Consider the following 23,630-nt stretch of genomic DNA (forward strand, 5'->3'; position numbering starts at 1 on the left):
CGTACAGACAAACATATCCCGCGAGTATCGACGGGCTTACTTGATCATCGGCAGCTTCAGGCCCTGCTTCTTCGCCGTCTCCACGGCCAGTTCGTAGCCTGCATCGGCATGGCGCATCACACCGCTGCCGCAGTCGTTAACCAGCACATTGGCAAGGCGTTGAGCCGCCGCTTCGGTGCCGTCGGCCACGATGACCATGCCCGAGTGCTGCGAGTAGCCCATGCCCACGCCGCCGCCGTGGTGCAAGCTGACCCAGGTGGCGCCGCCTGCGGTGTTGAGCAGCGCGTTGAGCAGCGGCCAATCGCTCACTGCGTCGGTGCCGTCCTTCATGCCTTCGGTCTCGCGGTTGGGGCTGGCCACGCTGCCGGTGTCCAGGTGGTCGCGGCCGATCACGATGGGGGCCTTGAGTTCGCCGTTCTTCACCATCTCGTTGAAGGCCAGGCCTGCGATGTGGCGCTCGCCCAGGCCCAGCCAGCAGATGCGGGCGGGCAGGCCCTGGAAGGCGATGCGCTCGCCCGCCATGTCGAGCCAGCGGTGCACGTGCTTGTTCTCGGGGAACAGCTCCTTGATCTTGGCGTCGGTCTTGCAGATGTCTTCCGGGTCACCCGACAGCGCCACCCAGCGGAACGGTCCCTTGCCTTCGCAGAACAGCGGGCGGATGTAAGCGGGCACGAAGCCAGGGAAGTCGAACGCGTCCTTCACGCCTTCGTCAAACGCCACCTGGCGAATGTTGTTGCCGTAGTCCACCACCGGAATGCCCATGTGCTGGAAGTCGAGCATGGCCTGCACGTGCACGGCGCAGGACTTGGCAGCGGCCTTTTTCAGCACCTCGTGCTGGGTCACGTCCTGCTGCGCGGCACGCCACTGGGCCACCGACCAGCCTGCAGGCAGGTAGCCGTTGACGAGGTCGTGGGCCGACGTTTGATCGGTCACCAGGTCGGGCTTCAAGCCACCGGCCTTGGCGCGGAGCACCAGCTCGGGCAGAATTTCTGCGGCATTGCCCAGCAGCGCAATCGACACGGCCTCTTTGGCTGCGGTGTGCTGCTGGATCAGCTCAAACGCATGGTCGATGTCGCGCGCCTGCTTGTCCACGTAGCGCGTGCGCAGGCGGAAGTCGATGCTGCTTTGCTGGCATTCAATGTTGAGCGACACCGCGCCCGCAAAGGTGGCGGCCAGCGGCTGTGCACCACCCATGCCGCCCAGGCCTGCGGTCAGGATCCACTTGCCTTCGAGCGAGCCGCCGTAGTGCTTGCGGCCCGCCTCGGCAAAGGTCTCGTACGTGCCCTGCACGATGCCTTGCGTGCCGATGTAGATCCAGCTGCCGGCGGTCATCTGGCCGTACATGAACAGGCCCTTCTGGTCCAGTTCGCTGAAGTGCTCCCAGTTAGCCCACTTGGGCACGAGGTTGGAGTTGGCCAGCAGCACACGCGGCGCGTTGGCGTGGGTCTTGAACACGCCCACGGGCTTGCCGGACTGGATGAGCAGGGTCTCGTCGTCGTTCAGGTCCTTGAGCGAAGCGAGGATCTGGTCATAACACTCCCAGTTGCGTGCAGCACGGCCAATGCCGCCGTACACCACCAGGTCCTGCGGGCGCTCGGCCACTTCGGCGTCCAGGTTGTTCTGGATCATGCGGTAGGCCGCTTCGGTGAGCCAGCTCTTGCACGTGAGTTCTGTGCCGCGCGGCGCGCGGATCACGCGGCTGGCGTCGTGGCGGGGGTCGGTGTTGGAGGCGGCGGCGATGATGGCGTCGTTGGCGTTCATGGTGTGCTCCTGTGAATCAGTGGGTGTGCGTGGAAAAAATCAGGCGAAGCTGGGCAGGCACTGCGTGAGCGCTTCAGGCCATGCAGATTGCTGGGCCCATGCGCGCATGGCTTCGATGTCGGTGGCAAGGTAGCGGTCTTGCTCCAGGTAGGCCACACGCTCGCGGATGGCGGCGAACTGTGCTTCGACGAGCGGGGAGGATTTCAAGCTGCGGTCGAACTCCATGCCCTGCGCAGCGGCCATGGCCTCGATGCCCACCATCACGGCCGCGTTGCGCACCATGTCGCCCAGTCGGCGTGCGCCGTAGGTGGCCATGGAGACATGGTCCTCCTGGTTGGCCGAGGTGGGCAAACTGGTCACGCTGCTGGGGTTGGCCAGGCACTGGTTCTCGGCCGCCAGCGCGGCGGCGGTGACCTGGGCGATCATGAAGCCCGAATTGACACCGCTGTCGCGGATCAGGAAGGCAGGCAAGCCCGAGAGGCCGGGGTCCAGCAGCAGCGACAGGCGGCGTTCGGAAATCGCGCCGATCTCGGCGACGGCCAACGCAATGATGTCGGCCACAAAGGCCACGGGCTCGGCGTGAAAGTTGCCGCCAGAAATCACGTCACCGTTGTCGAAAACCAGGGGGTTATCCGACGCGGCGTTCGCCTCGATGGTCAGCACGCGCGCGGCATGGTGCAGGTTGTCCAGGCACGCGCCCATCACCTGCGGCACGCAGCGGATGGAGTACGGGTCTTGCACGCGGCCGCAGTTCGGGTGCGAAGGGTCGATGGCGCTGCCGTCCAGCAGCGCGCGCACGGCGGCCGCCACGGCGATTTGTCCGGACTGACCGCGTGCCTCATGGATGCGTGCATCAAAGGGTTTGACCGAACCCTTGATGGCTTCGAGCGACAGGCAGCCCGCGACCAGCGCGGCGGCAAACACGCTCTCCGCGCCGAACAGCCCGGCCAGTGCGAGTGAGGTAGACACCTGCGTGCCGTTGAGCAGCGCCAGCCCTTCCTTGGGACCCAGCACAAACGGCTGCAAACCGATGGAGCGCATGGCCTCGGCACCGGGCACCACCTTGCCATCCACCTTGGCCTGCCCTTCCCCGATTAGCACACAGGCCAGGTGGGCGAGCGGCGCCAGGTCACCCGATGCTCCGACGGAACCCTTGGCCGGAATAACAGGAAGCACATTGGCGTTGGCCATGGCCAGCAGCGCATCCACGATCTCGGGCCGGATACCCGAATGGCCACGCGCCAGGCTGATGGCCTTGGTCGCAAGGATGAGGCGCACCACATCGTCCGCAAGCGCATCGCCCGTGCCCACGCTGTGCGACAGCACCAGGTTGCGCTGCAGCTCGGCCAGGCGCTCGTGCGCAATCTTGGTGCTGGCGAGCTTGCCAAAGCCGGTGTTGATGCCATAGACGACCTGGTCTTCATCAACGATACGCTGCACCGTGGCCAGCGACGCCTGCATGAGGGCCCGCGCGGACGGGTCCAGCGACAATTGCACGGGCGCGGCATAGATGCTGCGCAGCGCGGCCAACGACACATGGCAGGGGAGCAGGGTCAGGGAGGAAGTGGTGGCTTTTGTCATGGCGTTGATCCTGTATATACAAGTAGGTACAAGCGAAAAAATTCTGAGCTTTTGGCGAAAAACTTTCAACCGGCGACGGGGTTGCCGTCGGCTCGGAAACGGCTGCCCAAACGGTAGCGGGTAGCGGGGTGCAGGCAGCGCACCACGGTGATGGGTACGCCGCGCGACCAGGTGCGGCGGGTGAGCAGCAGGCAGGGCTCCTGCGGCGACATCTCCAGCAGCGTGGCCTGCTCCGCGGTGGGCATGACGGCATCGACCACATGCTCGATCTGGTCGAAGGGCACGTTGCGCACCAGGTACTCGGAGGGTTGCAGCAGCGTGAAGTCCTGCGCGGCGAACTGAGGCACCTGGCGCGGGTTCACATGGCGGTCTTCGAGCTGCACGGGCAGGCCATCTTCGCGGTGGATGCACAGCGAGTGGAACACCGACTCGCCGGTGCGCAGGTCCAGCGCGGCGGCCACTTCGAGCGTTGCCGAGATGCGCTCTACCGCCAGCACGTCGCAGCGGTAGTCGTGCCCGCGCTGGCGGATCTCGCTCGCGAGGTTGGCGATCTGCAGCAGCGTGGACTGCGGCTTGTCTTCGGCCACAAAGCTGCCCACGCCCGCCACGCGCACGATGCGGCCCTGCTCTACCAGCTCGCGCAGCGCGCGGTTCACGGTCATGCGCGAGATGCCGAACTGGGTGACCAGCTCGTTCTCGGAGGGCAGGCGGTCGCCCGCTCGCCAGATGCCTTCCTGGATCTTGCGCGAGATGTGGTCCTTGACCTGCTCGTACAGCGCCATGGCCTGCGCGGGCGCAGCCACTGCGGCCACGGCCTTGGCGGGCGTGGCACTGCGGGGTGCAGTGGCGGCGGTGCGGGGGGAAGGACGGGCGCTCATGGGGTGTGCGGGTTCAGGTCAGTGCAGGTCCGCCGCAATGGATTCGGCGCGGATCTCTTCGGTGAGGCGCGCCTTGAGGTCCATGAACTCGGGACTGGTCTTGATCGTGTAATGGCGCGGGTGAGGCAGGTCCACCGCCAGCTCGGTCTTGATGCGGCCGGGCCGGGCACTGAACACGGCCACGCGGTTGGCCATGAAGATGGCTTCGTCGATGTCGTGGGTGACGAAAAGCACCGTCTTGCGCTCGGCCTCCCAGATGCCCAGCAGCAGCTCTTGCATGAGCACGCGGGTCTGGTTGTCGAGCGCACCGAAGGGCTCATCCATCAGCAAGATCTTGGGGTCGTTGGCCAGCGCGCGCGCAATGGCGGTGCGCTGCTGCATGCCACCCGACAGCTGCTTGGGAAAGTGCTGCTCGAAGCCACGCAGACCCACCTTGGCGATGAAGTACGCGGCGCGTTCCTTTTGCTGTGCCTCGGGCATGCCGCGTTCGCGCAGGCCAAAGCGGATGTTCTGCTCGATGGTGAGCCAGGGGAACAGCGTGTAGCTCTGGAAGACCATGCCGCGCTCGGGCCCGGGGCCTTCGACCGGTGCGCCATCGAGCAGCACGCGGCCGCTGGTGGCATGGTCCAGCCCCGCGACGATCCGCAGCAACGTGGACTTGCCGCAGCCCGAGGGACCGAGGATGGTCACAAAGTCGTTGTCCCGCACTTCAAAGTCCACCGGTTGCAGCGCCTGCGTGCGCTGGCCCTTGGCAGTCTCGAAAACGCGCGAGACGGCTTGAATGGAAACAGAGCTCATCGCACGAAACTCCAGGCAAACAGCCGGTGGTTGAGGGCCTTGAAGGCGAAGTCGGACACCAGCCCGATAAGGCCGATGACGATGATGCCGAAGATGATCTGGCCGGTGTTGAGCAGCGACTGGCTGTCGGTGATCATGTGGCCGATGCCGCTCGACGATCCGATCAACTCGGCCACGATCACATACGTCCAGGCCCAGCCCAGTACCAGGCGCAGGGTTTCCGCAATGTCGGGGGCAGCACCGGGGATGAGCACCCGCGTGACGATGCCCTTGTGGCCCGCACCCAGGGTGTAGGCAGCCTCCACCAGGTCGCGCCGCGCGCCGCCTACGGTCACGGCCACCATCAGCGTGATCTGGAAGACCGAGCCGATGAAGATGACGAGGATCTTCTGCGCCTCGCCAATGCCCGCCCACAGGATCAGCAGCGGAATGAAGGCCGACGCGGGCAGGTAGCGGCAGAACGAAACGAAGGGCTCGAAGAACGCCTCGATGCCCTTGTAAGCACCCATGGCAATGCCCAGCGGCACGGCGATGACAGCGGCCAGGATGAAGCCGCCGAACACACGCCACACCGTCATGCCGATGTCCTTGTGAAAGCCATACTCTGCAAACAGCAGCCAGCCCTCCTTGGCCATGGTGACGGGGCTGGCCAAAAACGTGGGCGACACATAGCCGCCCAGCGTGAAAAACGCCCACACCAGCACAAACAACACAAAAAAACCAAAGCCCAGCAACCAACGGGCGCGGGCACTCACAGGCTCCAGTGGAGCCAGTGAACGCCGCCGCACAGGGGCTTTTGGCGCGGTAACGGACAGGGGTTGCACGGCAGACATGGCGCGTTCTTCTTCCAGTTTCTTACTTGATGAAGCTCGCGTCGAAGGTGACCGCCAGGTCTTCATTCGCCTTGCGAATGATGCCGGCCTCCAGCAGGATGGCCGTGGCGTCCTTCATAAAAGCCTGCAGTTCGCCCGCAAAGAACTTCTGGTTGGCAGCCTTGTCCTGCCAGCGCAGGAAGGACGACGACTTGGCGAACTGCTCGCCCGTCTGCTTGACCGCAGCGCCCATGATCTCGTTGGACTTGGTCGGGTCGGCCTTGATCATGTCGAGCGCCTGGAAGTACGAGTTGGCGAGCGCCTGCGCGGCCTTGCCGTTGGCCTTGAGCCAGGTGGGGTCGCAGCCCACGGTGTCCATCACCATGGGGTAGTCGAGCGTGGTGGCCAAAATCTTGCCCGAGGCGGGGTTGTCGCGCACGGTGGACAGGTAGGGCTCATACGTCATGGCGGCGTCGTTCTGGCCCGCCACGAAGGCCTGCGCGGCCGCCTGGGGCGACAGCGTGGTGGTCTTCACGTCCTTGAGGCTCATGCCGTTCTTGCTCAGCATCCAGGCCAGGCCGAAGTAAGGCGCGGTGCCGGGCGCATCCACGCCGATGGTCTTGCCTTTGAGATCTGCAAAGCTCTTGATATCGCCACGCACCGCAATGCCGTCGGCACCGTAGGACTTGTCCATCTGGAAGATCTGCACGATGGGCACGCCGTTGGCGTTCCAGGCCACATGCGTCTCGACCGTAGTGGCAGCGCACTGGATGGACTTGGAGGCCAGGGCCAGGTGGCGGTCCTTCTGCGGGATCATCTTGATCTCCACATCCAGGCCGTTCTTCTTGAAGATGCCCGCCTTGTCGGCGAGGGTGAGCGGCGCAAAGCCCGTCCAGCCGGACATGCCCAGCACAATCTTGGTGTCCTGCGCCTGGGCCGGTGCGGCCAGTGCCATCACGCATGCCGTTGCCGCTGCCAGCGACGTCCATTTCGCAACCGATCGAGTCATCATCTGCTCCTGTGTGAAGAAAGTTCGTTGGCCCACCCAGCCGGGACGCCTGCGTGCCGGTTGCCATGATGACAGCCGGAGCATACCTGTATATACAGGGTAAACGCTAGGCCCTCACCATGTGCGGAGGTAGTGCCAGAGTTGAGCAAGATCGGGGCCAGCTGATCTGGCTTGGCGGCTTGGGTCTCCATGGGCCTGGCAATTTCACTATTAAAATAATAGCTATTAGCGCTTACCCATAAAGCGCTAGCAGCCATTTCAGGCATTATTTTGACACCTACCGCAAAGCACAGGGCTGCCAGGGCGGGTTGGAGCAGCACCCGTTGCGCCATCTCGATGCAGGCCACAAGCGCACCACCCGTGTGCGCCAGATATCGGCGTGGACTGCGCCGCGCTCAGCCTGGCGCGCCAGCAGTTGCCTGTGCCGCACCGTCAGGACACGGCAAGCGCGCCGTGACTCTCAGGCCCGGTTCCGCATTGCGCACCAGCAGGGTGCCGCCGTGGGCCTGCGTGACCAGGCGGCACAGATACAGCCCCAGCCCTACCCCCCCTGTGGTGCGCTGGCGCGCCGTGTCGGGGCGGTAGAACGCCTGGGCCAGATGCGGCAGATGCGCAGGCGGCACGCCGGGGCCGTGGTCCCGCACTTCGATCTCCACCACGCCTTCGTTCATTCGCAGTTCGATCTGCGGCGGCTGGGCTGCGGGGTCGTTGTGGCGCAGGCTGTTGTCCAGCAGATTGCGCATCAGCAGGCGCACACGGGACCGGTCGAGCATGCAGGTGGGCAAAGTGCCGGGCACCAGCAGCGTGATCGCTGTTGCCCCAGGGTGGCGCACTTCCAGTTCCGCCACCACCTCACGCGCCAGCTCGGCCAGGTCAGTGGGCTCGCGGTGCAGGGCCGCATGACGCCCGGCCAGGCGCTCGCTTTCGAGCAAGTCGGTAATGAGCCGTGCCATTTCACCCAGGTCGCGCATCAGGGCTGCGCGCTGGGCAAGCACATCGGGCGATTCGGGCAACAGCTCGGTGTTCAAGCGCGCCCGTGTGAGGGGGCTGCGCAGCTCGTGGCTCATGGCCAGCAGCAGCGCCCGCTTGGCCTCCAGCATCTGGTGGATGTCTTCGCCCATGGTGTTGATGGTGCCCGCCAGCTGTCCCAGCTCATCGGGCCGGTGCGCATGGCGCACCGGAATAGGTTCACCAAAGTCGCCATTGCCAAAGCGCCGCGCACCATGCCGGATGTCGTCCAGGGGCCGCAACAGGTGGCGCACATACACAAAGGCCAGCGCTGTGAGCAGCAGCAACACCGTGAGCGTGCCCCATGCGATGCGCGGGCGCTTGTCCCACGACAGCGCGTTCAGCCCGAATTCGATGTGGTGGCCATCGGCTGTGGTGCGCTGCAGAAGGCGGTAGCCGGTGTCATCGCGGCTCCAGTGGTCCTGGCGCTGGACCTTGTCGCTCATCCAGTCCGGGCGCGGCCGATCGGGGTGCGAATCCCAGTGGATCTGCGGCCCGTCGATGCGCAGCGTCACCGGAAGCCGGTCGGCTATGGCCTGTGCCCGCTCGATGCTGGGCGGGCTGCCAATCTCAGCGGTGAGGCGGTCCACATAGTCCATCAGCAGCGGACGTGCGGCCTCCTTCCAGCCCAGAGCAACCACCTTCTGCATGCCACCCATGAAGACCACGGCCACGGTCACGGCGAGTGCCATGAACACCAGCACCAGGCGGATGCGCAGCGAATACCCGACGGCATCGCGCGCACGTCGGTGCCATGGGCAGGCGGGATCGTGCCCGAGCTGTGAATCGGAGGGCTTCATGGCCAGGTCGATGCCGAAGAAGGGGCGCCAGGCGGAGCACTGACCGCCCTGCGCAGTGCCAGCGAATAGCCCGCGTTGCGCAGCGTCTTGATGCAGTCCAGCGGCTCCAGCTTCTTGCGCAGGCGGCTGACCACAATATCGACCGCGCGCGTGTACAGCTCGGCCTCATGCCCGCGCAGCTGGTTGAGGATGTCGTCGCGGCTGAACACCTTGCCAGGCTCCCGGGCCAACAGGTGCAGCAGGTCGAATTCGGTGCCCGTCAGCTCCAACGCCACCCCCTGGCGCAACACGCTGCGGCGGGCTGCATCAATGCTCAGGCCTTCAAACTCCAACGTGGCACCCGAGCCGTTCCCGGGCGCGCTGGCCCGGCGGCGGCGCAGCACGGTCTGCAGTCGGGCCACCAATTCACGCGGCTCAAAAGGCTTGGGCAGGTAGTCATCGGCTCCCAGCTCCAGCCCCACCACCCGGTCCATCACCTCGCCTCGGGCGGTCAGCATCACGATGGGCAGATCGCCCTGCTTGCGAATGGTGCGGCACAGCTCAAACCCGTCCATTTCGGGCAGCATGACATCCAGGATGGCGGCATCAAATCCGCCTGTCGCCAGCTGGGCGAGCCCGTCGCTCGGTTTGAGGGCATGGATCAACTCCAGCTCGAACCGTTGGAAGTAGGTGGCCAGTGGCGGGCCCAGCTGCGCGTCGTCGTCAATAAGCAGGATGCGGTGCATGCGCAATTCTCACACCGTCAGGCATCCGCTCCGTGGGCGGGCCCCCGAGCGGTGTCCACCACACGCAATGCGCGGTGTCGCACGATAAGTTTGCGCAGGCGGCCCTGGGCGCCGGAATGCAGCGTGTCAAAGTGGTCTGCGGCGGCCAGCAGCGCCGGCAGGGTCTGCGCTGCGGCCGCAGGCTGGCGAGCGACCAGGCCCAGGGCATGTTCGCGGTCAAAACGCGGCCCCCAGACCAGCGACATCAACTCGTCGTGGGGGTCGGGCATGCCCGCCAGCAGCGCAGGCCCATGTTTGCGCACGCCCTGTGCCAGGCGGTGGATGGGTTCCAGCGTAGGAGACATGTGAACGCCCCCCGCCATCAGCCGCGCGCCATCCAGCCCTTGCGCCTCTGCATCATCTCGCGCACTTTCTGCTGCTGGTCGGGGTTCAGGCTGTCGTAGAAATCGGCCAGTGCGCTGATGACTTCGGGGCTGTTGGCCTGGACCGCGCGGGTTTTCTCATCCAGCAAGGTCTGCGCCCGCGCGCGGTCAAACTTGGCGCCCGCCACAATGGCCTGCATTTCGGTGCGCGGGTCCGCAGTCTTGCCGATGAAAGCTGCCCGCTGGGCTTCCATCTTGTCGGCCAGCACATTGAGCTTGAGCTTTTGCGCCTCGTTCAGGTCCAGCTTGCTGCTGACGCGCTCCACTACTTTGCCACGCACCTCGGCCATCTTCTCGGGGCTTATCGGGCCGCGGTGATGGTGGCTGCTGGAGCAGGCCGTCAAGCCGCCCACGGCAATGGAGGCGCCGAAGATGCCCATCAGGGTTTTCTTGATCCAGGGTTTCATGGTGCAGTCCTTTCATGGACGGTGTTGAACATGACCCTGATGGTGCCGACAGACCCAGTCGATGGGGTCTCGACGCAGTTTCGGTTTATTTCATTTTGTTTCACCCCCGTGCTATGCCACCCACCAGCCTGCAACATAGCTGCGAGTGCCCTTAACGGACCACGGCGGAAAGCACAACAAGGCGATTTGCCAACTCGGCAGCCTCAGTCCGCATCCGGTCGAGTGGTATGGTGCCGACGCTCCAGCCGCCATACCAGATATGGAAGGCAATCACCCCCGCGAAGCCTTGGCCCAAGCCATACGCCTCTATCGCCTCCTTGATGCCGGGGTGCAAGGTCGGAACACCGACCAGAATTTTTCCGTCGAACACCCTTGCCAGATACTGCTGGGCACCTTCCGGGCGGATGTGCAGTGTCAGCACCGACATCGCTTTGCTCCGCAACCACCCATTTGCAGGCGAAAAGTCATCAGCCCATCGCCTGCGGCTCTTGACAGTCCAGATCGGCAAACTGCAACTCCCGCTCCAGGCCGTGACTATCGCTGCGGCCCAGAGGCAGGTTGTCGGTTTGCTGGCGTTGCAAGAGCCTGTCTGCGGGCTGGCCCATCTGCAGAGAGGGAGCCTCTGGGCAAGCTTCCAGGTGGTGAGAAAGCGTGGGATCGTAGGACAACATTTTTACTCCTCAGGCCGCTCCGATAACGGCCGGTAAAAAGATTGGCACATGCCCATGCACGAGCGCATGTCAGAGCCCAGAGAACACGGATGTGGGACAGCGCATACACGCCAAGTGCGTAAGACCAAGAGGCCGGCTTTGCAAGTGCCCTTGTCCGGAAGAGGACTACGCCGCCTTTTTCAGCAAAGGAGACTCCCCCATTCCGAGCGCATCGCCTTCACCGGCCAGCAGACCAATGCAGTCCAGTGCTGTCGGGGAATCACACGGCTGTGCATACACACGCAATGCGATGTCCTGCGCTGCCGGGGAAAAGTACAGCCAGAGGTTGTCGTTCGCCTTGTCGTAGCAAGAAAAAAGTGCCCTGCCAGAACCTGGAGGACACATCAAGAACTTCGACATGAACATCTGCTGGATTCGCAAGGCAGGCTCAAAGGCCTCATCGTCGTTGCCAAGCGCCAATTTGTACCAACTGCTCATATGCACCTTTCGTCTGGCCGTGCCAGCAATACAGATGCTTCATCGTATTTTTGGCCTGCGACTATGGCCCTTCTGGTGCAGCGCAACACTCTGTAGGACGATTTCTCCCGGTGCCTGGAGTTTTTCCAGGAATCCCCCCACCAGGGACCTCAGTCGTAGGAAGACTCCAGATCGCAATGCGATTCCCGGTGGTGTATCTTGACGCGGGCTCCACAGGCTCGCAGGGTCGCACAACCGAGGCCGGTGACATACAGCACCTGGGCTTTCTGATGGGGTGAATCGACGGGCGGAAGCTGCACCTCCACCATTCCAGCCGCTCGCAGGATGCGCAGCTTGTCGATGTTGACGACATCCGATTCAATCAGGGGAAGCGCGTCGCGCTCCAGCGCCCTCAAGTACTCCATTGGCATGGTGGCCTCCGGCGTGAACGAGCGTGCATTGTGCGGCGTGAGCCCCTGAGGCTCAAGAATTGATACACGAAGCTACAACCTCGCGATCTAATCAGGCTGCGTCGTCCAGTGACAACCTGCGCCGCTTGGCGATACGGTCCGTAGACCCAAAACCCATCTTCACAACGCTGCGATTGCGATGTATGAAACAAGCGGCACTGCAGCCAAGAGCGGCGAACAAAACCTAGCGCAGCGGCCCGGGCTAAGCGTTCCTTCGCAGGCAGTACAAGCCGTACAACAAGACGGGCGGCCGCCAGGGGAGTTTTGTTCGTCGCGCTAAAACCTTCAAACCCTGCTGACACGTCGGAGGCCCATGTAAACCGGACATATTTCACGATTTACTGACCGGCCCATCGCACACCAATCGGAACCGGACTTAGGATGCACCTACCGTCAAATCTGGCGGTTCGCCCCTCCCCTGTGCGAGTGATGCAGTGATTTAGCCCGCCTCGTGCGGGCTATTTTTTTTGAACCTCGCGGCTCTCGCCGCAGGCAAACAGCCCCTGCCGACCAATCTATCGCACCCAATTGCCAATATTTCCCAGGGCATCGACGGTCAGCACACCAGCCCCTCGGAGGCAAACAAGGATCTTTCGATGCAGCAGTTTCTGGAAAGAGTCTTGGAATGCAAGGATGCAATAGCCCACGAAGGAAACGGGGGAACAACTGGGCGCAGGCGGTGATTTTTCAGGTTTGTTCCCCCATCCGTTCCCCGGTTTAGCTCTGGCTACCAGCGAACTACAGCGCATGTCCATGCACCGTAAGTACCTGTTTTACCAATGAAAAAGGGCGTTCGCTGGAGGTCAGCGAACGCCCTTTGACGTTATGGTGGTGGAGCTGGCGGGAATTGAACCCGCGTCCGCAAGCCTTCATCGGGCAGATCTACATGTTTAGCGATCTGATTTGAGTCTCGCCGCCTGTGTCGCGCAGTCGCACGCTACACAGGCCGCCAGCACCCTATTTTCTCGCTCCAAGCCAAGGTACCCGGATCAGAGCCAGCCCATGTAATTATCCTTGCAGCCGGGAGGCACTGATTGCTCAGAACCCCCTTGCCCAGCCCATCGGCCAACTGTTGCAAGGCTCACTGGCAATTAAGCAGCGAGTGCGAAACGTTCGTCGTTTGCAGTTAGTTTTTTAAATCGAGATTTACGAGCGTGACTCAAGCTCGACATGCACCACACCGATTCCGAACCCACGTCGAAACCAGGACAGCCCCAGACCCTCTATTTTAGGTGCGTACAAGCAATTGCAAGAGCTCGACCGGAGATTTAATTGCAGCATGGGCGCCCCACTCCGTCGGATTGGTCTTGGCCCCCAGGTATCCGTAGGTTGCTGCGACAGTTCCCATGCCCGCAGCGAGGCCTGCAAGAATGTCGCGCTCATCGTCCCCCACATAGATGCACTGCCCCGGCTCCAGTTTCAAGCGCGACGCCGCTTCGAGCAAAGGGGCTGGATGGGGTTTTGCATGGGGAGTGGTATCTCCGCTGATCACCGCTCCTGCGGTCGCAAACAGTGGAATGGCGCGGGTCAGAGGGTCCGTAAAGCGGGTCGCCTTGTTGGTCACCACGCCCCATGCCAGATTGCGGCGGAGGATCTGGGATACCAGCTCCGGCACCCCCTCAAAAATGCTGGTGCGTTCTGTCATGCACGACTCATAGTTCACGAAGAACTCCTCGCGCATGGTCAGAAAGTCAGGATGGTCGGGCGCCATGCCAAATGCCTCGCCCAACATGCCACGGGCGCCAGCACCGGCCATCGGACGATAGCGCTCCAACGGCAGGGAGGGCAAACCACGGTCCGTGCGCATCTTGTCGGCAGCAGCGCCTAAATCAGGGGCGCTGTCAATCAGTGTTCCATCCAGGTCAAACAGCACCGCGCGGATATTTTGAAACATAGGCGCGGCCTCAGGCTGCGCGCCGCGTGGCAAACAGGTAGTTCACACTGGTGTCGCTGCTCAACCAGTAACGTCGCGTAAGGGGGTTGTACTCCAGGCCTCGGGTGGTCTGCACGTCAAGGCCCGCACTGCGGCAGCTGGCGGCCAGTTCGCTGGGTCGAATCATCTTGGCGTATTCATGCGTTCCACGGGGCAGCATGTTCAATACATATTCAGCGCCCACAATGGCCAGCATGAAAGCCTTGGCACTTCGGTGTATGGTCGAAAAGAACACCCATCCGCCCGGTTTCACGAGCTCAGAGCAGGCTCGCACAACCGATGCAGGATCAGGCACATGCTCGAGCATTTCCATGCAGGTAACCACGTCAAAGCTGGCGGGTTGCTCTTTGGCGAGCGCCTCCACACTGACTTCTCGGTACTGGATATTGGTGGTCTGGGCCTCCAGCGCGTGCAACTGGGCCACTCGCAGTGCCTTGGAAGCCAGGTCAATACCCAACACGTCCGCGCCTTTGCGGGCCATGGAGTCGGCCAAAATACCGCCGCCACAGCCAACATCCAGTACGCGCTTGCCTGACAGGCTGCACTGCGTATTGATCCAGTCGAGCCGCAAAGGATTAATCTGGTGCAAGGGGCGAAATTCACTTTCAGGATCCCACCAGCGATGGGCTAATTCCGAAAACTTGGCCAGTTCGGCCGGATCTGCATTGACGATTTCACTCATGCACTGATTCTCCACGACGAAAGGCAATGGGCAAAAAACCCCAGACGCAAAAAAGCCCCGATAACGGGGCTTTTTTGGGAAGCAATCCGAGGATTACTTGGAAGCGCGGGTACCGACCACTTCGATTTCCACGCGACGGTTCTTCGCACGGCCTTCGGCAGTCTTGTTGTCAGCCACGGGTTGCTTTTCGCCCTTGCCTTCGGTGTAGACGCGGTTCTTTTCGATGCCCTTGGACACCAAGTAAGCCTTCACGGCTTCGGAACGACGCACCGACAGCTTCTGGTTGTAAGCATCGGAGCCCACGGAGTCGGTATGACCCACGGCAATGATCACTTCCAGGTTGATGCCCTTGACCTTGGAGACCAGGTCATCCAGCTTGGCCTTGCCTTCTGGCTTCAGCACCGACTTGTCGAAGTCGAAGAATGCGTCAGCAGCGTAGGTCACCTTGGTAGCCACAGCAGGCGCTGGAGCCGGTGCGGGTGCTGGCTTGGCAGCAGGAGCTGGGGTAGCAGCAGGAGCGGCAGCAGCAGGAGCTGGAGCGGCGATAGCGCCATCGCAGCCAGGAGCAGCCGTTGCAGGCGTCCAGTTGGCATCGCGCCAGCAGTATTCGTTGGTGCCGTTCTTCCAGACGATGCCAGAAGCGTTTCTCCAGTTGTCAACGGTTTGTGCGCCAGCGGCGGTTGCGAGCGCTGCAGAGGCAAACAACATCGCCACTTTGTTCAGTTTCTTCATGGTTCTCCTCTTGGGGAAAAAGCCGCAGCCGCGCTGCGAATCAGGACGCTTGGAGTGACCATCACCCAAAGCGTTCAAACGATTGTGCCATACGTAACAGGGCAAAAGCGGGGGCACCCGCCTGGGGCCCGTAGGACAAAACCGGAATTGCTTCGATATGTTGCGTGGTCGCTACACGGTCTTACCTCTAAAATGGTTCTCCTTCGCCGCCACCGCAGTCCCCAATGACCCAGTTTGCCAAAGAAACCCTGCCGATCAGCCTCGAAGAAGAGATGCGGCGCAGTTACCTTGATTACGCGATGAGCGTGATCGTGGGCCGGGCCCTGCCCGACGCGCGCGACGGCTTGAAGCCAGTGCACCGCCGCGTGCTTTTTGCGATGCACGAGCTCAACAACGATTGGAACCGGCCTTATAAAAAGTCGGCCCGTATCGTAGGCGACGTGATTGGTAAATACCACCCGCACGGTGATTCCGCTGTATACGACACCATCGTGCGGATGGCACAGGATTTTTCGCTGCGCCATATGCTGGTGGACGGCCAAGGAAATTTCGGATCGGTGGATGGCGATAACGCCGCAGCGATGCGGTATACCGAAATCCGCCTGGCCAAAATCGCGCATGAAATGCTGGGCGATATCGATAAGGAAACCGTCGATTTCGGCCCCAACTACGACGGCAGCGAAAAGGAACCGCTGGTATTGCCCAGCAAGCTCCCGAATCTGCTGGTCAACGGTTCGGCCGGTATTGCCGTGGGCATGGCCACCAATATCCCGCCCCACAACCTCAATGAAGTGGTCGATGGCTGCCTGCACATGCTGCGCAACCCCGATGCCACAGTTGATGAGCTGATGGAGATCATTCCCGCGCCCGACTTCCCCACGGCCGGCATCATCTATGGCATCAACGGCGTCAAAGACGGTTACCGCACGGGGCGCGGGCGTGTGATCATGCGCGCCAAGTGCCATTTTGAGGACATCGACCGGGGCCAGCGCCAGGCCATCATCGTCGATGAGCTGCCCTACCAGGTCAACAAAAAGACGCTGCAGGAGCGCATGGCCGAGCTGGTGCACGAGAAGAAGATCGAAGGCATCAGCCACATCCAGGACGAGTCTGACAAGTCCGGCATGCGCCTGGTGATCGAGCTCAAGCGCGGCGAAGTGCCCGAGGTAGTGCTCAACAACCTGTACAAACAGACGCAGCTGCAGGACACGTTCGGCATGAACATGGTGGCGTTGATCGACGGCCAGCCCCGCCTGTGCAACCTGCGCGACCTGATCAGCGTCTTTTTGCAGCACCGCCGTGAAGTGGTCACCCGCCGCACAGTGTTCGAGCTGCGCAAGGCGCGCGACCGTGGCCACGTGCTCGAAGGCCTGGCCGTGGCGCTGGCCAACATCGACGACTTCATCGCCATCATCCGCAACGCCCCCACCCCGCCGGTGGCCAAGGCCGAGCTGATGGCCCGCCCCTGGGACAGCAAGCTGGTGCGCGAGATGCTCACCCGCACGCGTGCCGACGGTGGCGTGATCAATGCTGACGACTATCGCCCCGACGGCCTCGAAAAAGAATTCGGCATGGGCCAGGACGGCCTGTACCGCCTGTCGGAAACGCAGGCCCAGGAAATCCTGCAGATGCGACTGCAGCGCCTGACTGGCCTGGAGCAGGACAAGATCGTCGCCGAGTACAAGGAGGTCATGGCGGTCATCGAAGACCTGCTGGACATCCTGGCCAAGCCCGAGCGCGTCTCCACCATCATTGGCGACGAACTCACCTCCATCAAGACCGAGTTCGGCCAGCACAAGCTGGGAGCTCGCCGCAGCATCGTCGAGTACAGCGCGCAGGACCTCTCCACCGAGGACCTGATCACCCCCACCGACATGGTGGTCACACTCAGCCACACCGGCTACATCAAGAGCCAGCCCCTGTCCGAATACCGCGCCCAGAAGCGCGGCGGACGCGGCAAGCAGGCCACGGCGACCAAGGAAGACGACTGGATCGACCAGCTCTTCATCGCCAACACGCACGACTACATCCTGTGCTTCTCCAACCGCGGCCGCCTGTACTGGCTCAAGGTCTGGGAAGTGCCCGCCGGCTCGCGCGGATCGCGTGGCCGCCCCATCGTGAACATGTTCCCGCTGCAAGACGGCGAAAAAATCAACGTCGTGCTGCCACTGACCGGCGACATGCGCACTTTCCCGGCCGACCGCTATGTGTTCATGGGCACCAGCATGGGTACCGTGAAGAAAACGGCGCTGGATGAATTCAGCAACCCGCGCAAGGGCGGCATCATCGCCGTCAACCTGGATGACGGCGACTACCTGATCGGCGCAGCCCTCACCGATGGCAAACACGACGTGATGCTGTTCAGTGATGGCGGCAAGGCCGTGCGTTTCGACGAAAACGACGTGCGCCCACTGGGCCGTGCGGCACGTGGCGTGCGCGGCATGATGCTGGAAGACGGCCAGAGCGTGATCGCCATGCTGGTCGCCGAAGACGAAACGCAGAGTGTGCTCACCGCCACCGAAAACGGCTATGGCAAGCGCACCAGCATCACTGAATACACCCGCCACGGCCGGGGCACCAAGGGCATGATCGCCATCCAGCAAAGCGAGCGCAATGGCAAGGTGGTGGCCGCCACGCTGGTGCATGCTGACGACGAGATCATGCTGATCACCGACAAGGGCGTGCTGGTGCGCACCCGCGTCTCCGAGATCCGCGAACTGGGCCGCGCCACGCAGGGTGTCACGCTGATCGCATTGGACGAAGGCTCCAAGCTCAGCGGGCTGCAACGTATTGTTGAAAACGATGCCAATGTGGCTGAGGGCGAAATCGAAGGCAACGCCAACGACGGAAACCCGCCAGCCGCCGAAACCCCGGAACCACCAGACGCTTGAGTCAGACCAGCGGGTGCAGCCCCGACGGCGCAGCACCCACTGCGCTATTAAAACTGAAGCTGCTAGCGCTTATCTGATAAGCGCTAGCAGCCTTTTTGACCTAAAAAATGAAACGCCCATATAACTTCTCGGCCGGCCCGGCCGCCATACCCACCGAAGTCCTGGAGCAGGCCGCCGCCGAGATGCTGGACTGGCATGGCAGCGGCATGGGCGTGATGGAAATGAGCCATCGGGGCAAAGAGTTCCTGTCGATCTACGAACAGGCGGAAGCCGATCTGCGCGAGCTTCTGGCCGTGCCAGCCAACTTCAAGATCTTGTTCATGCAAGGCGGTGGCCTGGCCGAGAACGCGATCGTCCCGCTCAATCTCTCACGGGCCGGTGTGGTTGATTTTGTGGTGACTGGCAGTTGGAGCCAAAAGTCGCAGAAGGAAGCGCGCAAATACGCATCCGAAGTGAACATCGTGGCCTCCTCCGAAGACACCGGCTTCACCACCGTGCCCGACCCGGCCTCCTGGACGGTGAGCCGGGGTGCGAGCTATTTGCACATCTGCAGCAACGAAACCATCAATGGCACCGAGTTCCACGAGCTGCCCGACCTGAAGGCCCTGGGCAGCGATGCACCACTGATCATTGACTTCTCTTCCCATGTCGCATCGCGGCCGGTAGACTGGTCACGCGTCGGACTGGCCTTTGGCGGTGCGCAGAAGAACCTCGGGCCTGCAGGCCTCACGCTGGTGATCGTGCGCGAGGACCTGCTGGGCCACGCCCTGCCCGCCTGCCCCAGCGCGTTTGACTACCGCGTGGTGGCAGAAAACCAATCCATGTTCAACACCCCCCCACCTGGGGCATCTACGTTGCAGGCCTCACCTTCCAGTGGCTCAAGCGCCAGACCGAAGGGGCCTTGAGCGGTGTGGCAGCCATGGAGCAGCGCAACATGGCCAAGGCGGATCTTCTCTACAAAGCCATCGACAGCTCGCAGTTGTATGTAAACAAGGTGGCGGCCAACTGCCGCTCGCGCATGAACGTTCCGTTCTTCCTGCGCGACGAAAGCCGCAACGAAGCCTTCCTGGTCGGCGCCAAGGAGCGCGGCCTGCTGCAGCTCAAGGGCCACAAGTCCGTGGGCGGCATGCGCGCCAGTATCTACAACGCCATGCCCCTGGCGGGCGTGCAAGCGCTGGTGGACTACATGCGAGAATTTGAACAAAAACACGCCTGAGCGGACTACGGCCCACCCACGTTTTCGCGACAGCGCACCGAAATTTCCCCATCCATGAACACTCCGCAAGCCTCACCCGACCTCGCCAGCCTGCGCGTGCAGATCGACAGCATCGACCAGCAACTGCTCACGCTGCTGAACCAACGGGCGCTCGTGGCCGAACAGGTGGGTGAAGTCAAGAAGCGCGAAGGCACGCCCTTTTTCCGACCCGACCGTGTAGCCCAGGTCATCGACAAGATCACCAACGCCAACCCTGGGCCGCTCAAGGGTGCGCACGTCGCTGCCATCTGGCGCGAGATCATGTCCGCCTGCCTTGCGCTCGAATCGCCCCAGCGTGTGGCCGTGCTCGGCCCCGAGGGCACGTTCTGCGAGCAGGCAGCGATCGAGTTCTTTGGCGGCGCGGCCGACCTGATGTACTGCGCCAACTTCGACGAAGTGTTCCACGCCACAGCCGCTGGCAGCGCGCAGTACGGCGTGGTGGGCGTGGAGAACTCTACCGAAGGCGTGGTCACCCGCTCGCTCGACCTCTTCCTGCACACCCCCACCCACGTGGTGGGCGAAGTCAGCCTGCTCGTGCGCCACAACCTGCTGCGCACCAGCAACTCACTGGATGGCATTGAGGTGGTGCTGGCCCATCCGCAAGCGCTGGCCCAATGCCAGGCTTGGCTGTCCAAGCACCTGCCGCATGCCGAGCGCCGCCCGGTGTCCAGCAATGCCGAAGGCGCGCGCCTGGCCACCACCAACCCTGCCTGGGCGGCCCTCTCCAGCGAACGCGCAGCCACTCAGTTCGGCTTGCACATCGTCTCCCACGCCATTCAGGACGACGCCTACAACCGCACCCGCTTCGCCATCATCTGCCTGCCGCACACGCTGCAGACGCCACCGCCCTCGGGCAAGGACTGCACCAGCCTTGTGGTGTCGGTGCCCAACCGCCCTGGCGCCGTGCACGACCTGCTGGTGCCACTCAAGACGCACGGTGTGTCCATGACGCGCTTCGAATCGCGCCCCGCCCGCACCGGCCAGTGGGAGTATTACTTCTACATCGATCTCGACGGCCATCCTGCCCAGCCCCATGTGGCCAGGGCGCTGGAAGAACTGCGCAGCCTGTGCGCGTTCTACAAGGTCCTGGGCACCTACCCTGTCTCGTCATAAGGAGCCGTCGCCATGTTCGAACAACTGGGACTGATCGGCTGCGGGCTCATGGGAGGCTCATTCGCCCTGGCCATGAAGAAGGCCGGCCTGGTCAAACGCGTGGTGGGTTACAGCAAATCACCCTCCACCACCGACCGCGCCCGCCAGCTGGGTGTGATCGATGTCGAGGCGCCGTCCGCCTTGCTGGCCGTTGCTGGCGCTGACATTGTGCTGGTGGCCGTGCCTGTGGCCGCCACCGAAGCCACGCTCAAGGCCATCAAGCACCTGGTCACCCCCCAGATGCTGATCATGGACGTGGGCTCCACCAAGGCCGATGTGGTGCAGGCCGCACGCCGCGCCTTGCGCGACCAAGTGGGCTCGTTTGTGCCTGCACATCCCATCACCGGGCGAGAAGTGTCCGGCGTGGAACACGCCGAGGCCGATCTCTACAGCGGGCGCCAGGTGATCCTCACGCCCACCGAACGCACCTTCACCGCGCAGCTGCAAAAAGCCCAGGACATCTGGACGGCGCTGGGCAGCCGTGTGACCAGCATGTCGCCCGAGTCGCACGATGCGGCGTTTGCAGCTGTCAGTCACCTGCCCCATGTGCTCGCCTTTGCGATGATGAACAGCATCACGGGCCAGGACACCGGAGACGATTTTCTGTCGCTGGCGGGCCCGGGGTTCCGGGACTTCACGCGCATCGCGGCCAGCGACCCCAAAGTGTGGCGCGACATCCTGCTGTCCAACCGCGACGAGCTGATCGCCCAGTCCAAACTGTTCCAGCAGGCACTGCACACCATCGAGCAGGCCATGCAAAAGGGCGATGCCCAGGCGCTGGAAGACATGCTGACGCTGGCCAGCGAGACCCGGGCGCATTGGCGCATGGGTGCGAAGAGAAAATAACCCCCTGAGTCGCCTGTGGCGCCTTCCCCCAAGGGGGACGCACCCAGTGGCCTGGCAAAGCCAGTTCCACGGGTGCACTGGGATGGGCCTGCGCCAGTAATGACGGGCGCTTGGACCAATGGACGAAAGATACCGATGTACAGCACCGCATTTATTGACCTGCCCCCCTTGCAAGCCGCTGCAGGTGAAGTCCACCTGCCGGGCTCCAAGAGCATCTCCAACCGGGTGCTGCTGCTGGCGGCGCTGAGCAATGGCACCACCACCGTGCACGACCTGCTGGCGTCCGACGACACCCGCGTCATGCTCGATGGGCTGCGCCAGATTGGCTGCACCGTGGACGAGGCGGGCAGCACCGTGCACATCACGGGCCTGGGTGGCCGCGCCCCCCAATCACCCGCCAAGCTCTTCATGGGCAATGCTGGCACCGCCATGCGCCCGCTGACGGCCGCACTGGCTTTGCTGGGCGGTGAATTCGAGCTGTCGGGCGTCCCGCGCATGCACGAGCGCCCTATTGGCGACCTGGTGGATGCACTGCGCCAGCTGGGCTGCCAGATCGACTACCTGGGGAACGACGGCTACCCGCCGCTGCGCATCGCCCACGCCAATGGCGTCCCTGCGCTGGCACTGGCTGCGCCCATCCGCGTGCGCGGCGATGTGTCCAGCCAGTTCCTGACCGCTCTGCTCATGGCATTGCCACTGGCGGCTGGCACCCAAAACATCGTGATCGATGTGGTGGGGGAATTGATCTCCAAGCCCTACATCGCCATCACCCTCCAGCTTCTGGCGCGCTTCGGCATCGTGGTCGAGCACCAGAACTGGCAGCGGTTCACGATTGCGGCGGGCAGTCGCTACCAGTCGCCCGGCACCATCCACGTCGAGGCCGACGCATCATCTGCTAGCTATTTCATAGCACTTGGCGCAATCACATCCAGCGCCAGCGGCCAAAAAGGCATCAAGATTCAAGGCGTGGGCCTCGATTCGATCCAGGGCGACATCCGCTTTGTCGATGCCGCCCGCGCCATGGGGGCCGTGGTCACCGGTGGCCCCAACTGGCTGCACATCCAGCGGGGGGAACCGGGCCAGGGCTGGCCGCTCAAGGGCATCGACCTCGACTGCAACCACATCCCCGACGCAGCCATGACGCTGGCCGTGATGGCGCTGTATGCCGAGGGCACCACCACGCTGCGCAACATCGCCAGCTGGCGCGTGAAGGAAACCGACCGTATCGCCGCCATGGCCAACGAACTGCGCAAGCTCGGAGCCACGGTGGAAGAAGGGGCGGACTTCATCCGCGTCACGCCACCTGCCCAAGTCCAAGACTGGAAAGCAGCCAGCATTCACACCTACGACGACCACCGCGTGGCCATGTGTTTCTCGCTGGCGGCGTTCAACCCGGCGGGCCTGCCCGTGCGCATTGAAGACCCCAAATGCGTGGCGAAGACCTTCCCGGATTACTTTGAAGCCCTGTTCTCGGTGGCAAGCACTGCCACTGGCCAAATCCCGGTGATCTGCATCGACGGCCCCACCGCCTCAGGCAAGGGCACCGTGGCGGCGGCGGTCGCGCAGCGCCTGGGCTACCGGTTCCTGGACTCGGGGGCGATGTACCGCATCACCGCCCTCGCCGCCCTGCGCGCTGGCCTGGCCATCAACCCCGAGCACGAAGCCCGCATTGCCGCCTTGGCGCAGACGCTGCCCGTGCGTTTCGAAGGGGGCCGGGTGTGGCTGGGCAGCGACGATGTAACGGAAGCCATCCGCACCGAGGAGGCCGGCATGAACGCATCCCGCGTCTCTGCCCTGCCCGCCGTGCGGGGGGCGCTCGTGGATCTGCAACACAGTTTCCAGCGTCTGCCGGGGCTGGTGGCCGACGGCCGGGACATGGGCACGGTGATCTTCCCGGACGCCCCTTTGAAGGTCTATTTGACGGCCAGCGCCGCCTGCCGCGCCGAGCGCCGTTATAAACAGTTGATTTCAAAGGGTTTTTCGGCTAGTATCGCAGACCTCCGCGCAGATCTGGAAGCGCGCGACGCCCGGGACAGCACCCGCAGCGTTGCACCTCTCAAGCCCGCGCAGGACGCTCTGGTCCTGGACAACTCCGATTTGACGATTGAACAAGCCGTTGAAAAGGTGCTGGCCTGGTGGCAAGAGCGTCAACCTTTCGCAGGGTCTGCGCAGGGTTGAAACGTGTGGCGCCTTTTTTAGAACGGGCTCCACAGGCAATGCTGAAAGGCCTTGCCACAGGCCCACGCAACTCCTCTCGCGCGCCAGCGCACAGGTTGTGTGGATCGATAACCTAACCCGCGGTTCTACCGCAAAAAACCACCGCAAGCAGCTATAAAAACAG

The 23,630-nt window shown here is 63.1% G+C and carries 21 protein-coding genes, 1 other RNA gene and 1 pseudogene; 5 read left to right on the forward strand and 18 right to left on the reverse strand.

Annotated features, from left to right (window positions below; all coding sequences use genetic code 11):
- Nucleotides 1-36: 36 nt before the first annotated feature.
- From hutU to ompA, 18 genes are all read right to left on the reverse strand, one after another.
- Nucleotides 37-1,761 carry a urocanate hydratase gene (gene hutU / locus C8C94_RS08275; protein ID WP_121420395.1) on the reverse strand — a complete coding sequence of 575 codons (1,725 nt, stop codon included), beginning with the start codon at nucleotides 1,759-1,761 and terminating at the stop codon, nucleotides 37-39.
- Between the two features lie 39 nt (nucleotides 1,762-1,800).
- A complete protein-coding gene (gene hutH, locus C8C94_RS08280) occupies nucleotides 1,801-3,342 on the reverse strand; it encodes a histidine ammonia-lyase (protein ID WP_121420396.1) in 1,542 nt (513 codons plus the stop codon).
- Nucleotides 3,343-3,407: 65 nt separating this feature from the next.
- Nucleotides 3,408-4,220 (reverse strand): histidine utilization repressor, encoded by an 813-nt coding sequence (gene hutC / locus C8C94_RS08285; protein ID WP_121420397.1) that lies wholly within the window; start codon nucleotides 4,218-4,220, stop codon nucleotides 3,408-3,410.
- 18 nt (nucleotides 4,221-4,238) lie between these two features.
- Nucleotides 4,239-5,018 (reverse strand): ABC transporter ATP-binding protein, encoded by a 780-nt coding sequence (locus tag C8C94_RS08290; protein ID WP_121420398.1) that lies wholly within the window; start codon nucleotides 5,016-5,018, stop codon nucleotides 4,239-4,241.
- The gene (locus tag C8C94_RS08295; protein WP_121420399.1) at nucleotides 5,015-5,851 is read right to left on the reverse strand and encodes an ABC transporter permease; all 837 of its coding nucleotides are present in this window, start codon (nucleotides 5,849-5,851) and stop codon (nucleotides 5,015-5,017) included. Before C8C94_RS08295 ends, C8C94_RS08290 begins: the two co-directional genes overlap by 4 nt.
- 22 nt (nucleotides 5,852-5,873) lie before the next feature.
- Complete coding sequence (locus tag C8C94_RS08300) at nucleotides 5,874-6,839, reverse strand: ABC transporter substrate-binding protein (protein ID WP_121422772.1); 966 nt, start codon at nucleotides 6,837-6,839, stop codon at nucleotides 5,874-5,876.
- A 395-nt stretch (nucleotides 6,840-7,234) separates the two neighbouring features.
- Complete coding sequence (locus C8C94_RS08305) at nucleotides 7,235-8,647, reverse strand: HAMP domain-containing sensor histidine kinase (protein WP_121420400.1); 1,413 nt, start codon at nucleotides 8,645-8,647, stop codon at nucleotides 7,235-7,237.
- Nucleotides 8,644-9,372 (reverse strand): response regulator transcription factor, encoded by a 729-nt coding sequence (locus tag C8C94_RS08310; RefSeq protein WP_121420401.1) that lies wholly within the window; start codon nucleotides 9,370-9,372, stop codon nucleotides 8,644-8,646. Before C8C94_RS08310 ends, C8C94_RS08305 begins: the two co-directional genes overlap by 4 nt.
- Before the next feature lie 17 nt (nucleotides 9,373-9,389).
- Nucleotides 9,390-9,716 carry a hypothetical protein gene (locus C8C94_RS08315; protein ID WP_121420402.1) on the reverse strand — a complete coding sequence of 109 codons (327 nt, stop codon included), beginning with the start codon at nucleotides 9,714-9,716 and terminating at the stop codon, nucleotides 9,390-9,392.
- 17 nt (nucleotides 9,717-9,733) lie between these two features.
- A complete protein-coding gene (locus C8C94_RS08320; RefSeq protein WP_121420403.1) occupies nucleotides 9,734-10,201 on the reverse strand; it encodes a Spy/CpxP family protein refolding chaperone in 468 nt (155 codons plus the stop codon).
- A 151-nt stretch (nucleotides 10,202-10,352) separates the two neighbouring features.
- Nucleotides 10,353-10,628: a hypothetical protein gene (locus C8C94_RS08325; RefSeq protein ID WP_121420404.1), complete on the reverse strand. Its 276-nt coding sequence runs from the start codon at nucleotides 10,626-10,628 to the stop codon at nucleotides 10,353-10,355.
- A gap of 40 nt (nucleotides 10,629-10,668) precedes the next feature.
- Entirely contained in the window at nucleotides 10,669-10,872 is a 204-nt protein-coding gene (locus C8C94_RS08330; RefSeq protein WP_121420405.1) for a hypothetical protein, read from the reverse strand.
- A 165-nt stretch (nucleotides 10,873-11,037) separates the two neighbouring features.
- Nucleotides 11,038-11,349 (reverse strand): hypothetical protein, encoded by a 312-nt coding sequence (locus C8C94_RS08335; RefSeq protein ID WP_055394110.1) that lies wholly within the window; start codon nucleotides 11,347-11,349, stop codon nucleotides 11,038-11,040.
- 149 nt (nucleotides 11,350-11,498) lie between these two features.
- Nucleotides 11,499-11,759, reverse strand: a complete 261-nt coding sequence (locus tag C8C94_RS08340) for a hypothetical protein (RefSeq protein ID WP_121420406.1) — start codon at nucleotides 11,757-11,759, stop codon at nucleotides 11,499-11,501.
- Nucleotides 11,760-12,627: 868 nt separating this feature from the next.
- Nucleotides 12,628-13,014, reverse strand: a transfer-messenger RNA (tmRNA) gene (gene ssrA / locus C8C94_RS08345).
- Between the two features lie 12 nt (nucleotides 13,015-13,026).
- Nucleotides 13,027-13,692 carry an HAD-IA family hydrolase gene (locus C8C94_RS08350; RefSeq protein ID WP_055402499.1) on the reverse strand — a complete coding sequence of 222 codons (666 nt, stop codon included), beginning with the start codon at nucleotides 13,690-13,692 and terminating at the stop codon, nucleotides 13,027-13,029.
- 10 nt (nucleotides 13,693-13,702) lie between these two features.
- Nucleotides 13,703-14,413: a bifunctional 2-polyprenyl-6-hydroxyphenol methylase/3-demethylubiquinol 3-O-methyltransferase UbiG gene (gene ubiG, locus C8C94_RS08355; RefSeq protein WP_121420407.1), complete on the reverse strand. Its 711-nt coding sequence runs from the start codon at nucleotides 14,411-14,413 to the stop codon at nucleotides 13,703-13,705.
- A 93-nt stretch (nucleotides 14,414-14,506) separates the two neighbouring features.
- On the reverse strand, nucleotides 14,507-15,145 hold the full coding sequence (gene ompA / locus C8C94_RS08360) for an outer membrane protein OmpA (protein ID WP_121420408.1): 639 nt from the start codon (nucleotides 15,143-15,145) through the stop codon (nucleotides 14,507-14,509).
- 224 nt (nucleotides 15,146-15,369) lie between these two features.
- Here ompA and gyrA point away from each other — a divergent pair, with 224 nt between their 5' ends.
- From gyrA to C8C94_RS08385, 5 genes and pseudogenes are all read left to right on the forward strand, one after another.
- Nucleotides 15,370-18,036, forward strand: a complete 2,667-nt coding sequence (gyrA, locus tag C8C94_RS08365; RefSeq protein WP_121420409.1) for a DNA gyrase subunit A — start codon at nucleotides 15,370-15,372, stop codon at nucleotides 18,034-18,036.
- Nucleotides 18,037-18,143: 107 nt separating this feature from the next.
- Nucleotides 18,144-19,252, forward strand: a pseudogene (gene serC / locus C8C94_RS08370) (3-phosphoserine/phosphohydroxythreonine transaminase).
- Between the two features lie 54 nt (nucleotides 19,253-19,306).
- Nucleotides 19,307-20,404, forward strand: a complete 1,098-nt coding sequence (gene pheA, locus C8C94_RS08375) for a prephenate dehydratase (RefSeq protein WP_121420410.1) — start codon at nucleotides 19,307-19,309, stop codon at nucleotides 20,402-20,404.
- A gap of 12 nt (nucleotides 20,405-20,416) precedes the next feature.
- Entirely contained in the window at nucleotides 20,417-21,289 is an 873-nt protein-coding gene (locus C8C94_RS08380; protein WP_055402512.1) for a prephenate dehydrogenase, read from the forward strand.
- Nucleotides 21,290-21,424: 135 nt separating this feature from the next.
- Nucleotides 21,425-23,467, forward strand: coding sequence for a bifunctional 3-phosphoshikimate 1-carboxyvinyltransferase/cytidylate kinase (locus C8C94_RS08385; protein ID WP_121420411.1), 2,043 nt, complete (start codon nucleotides 21,425-21,427; stop codon nucleotides 23,465-23,467).
- Nucleotides 23,468-23,630: the final 163 nt, after the last annotated feature.

The organism is Acidovorax sp. 94, assembly GCF_003634645.1.
Lineage (GTDB): Bacteria > Pseudomonadota > Gammaproteobacteria > Burkholderiales > Burkholderiaceae_C > Acidovorax > Acidovorax facilis.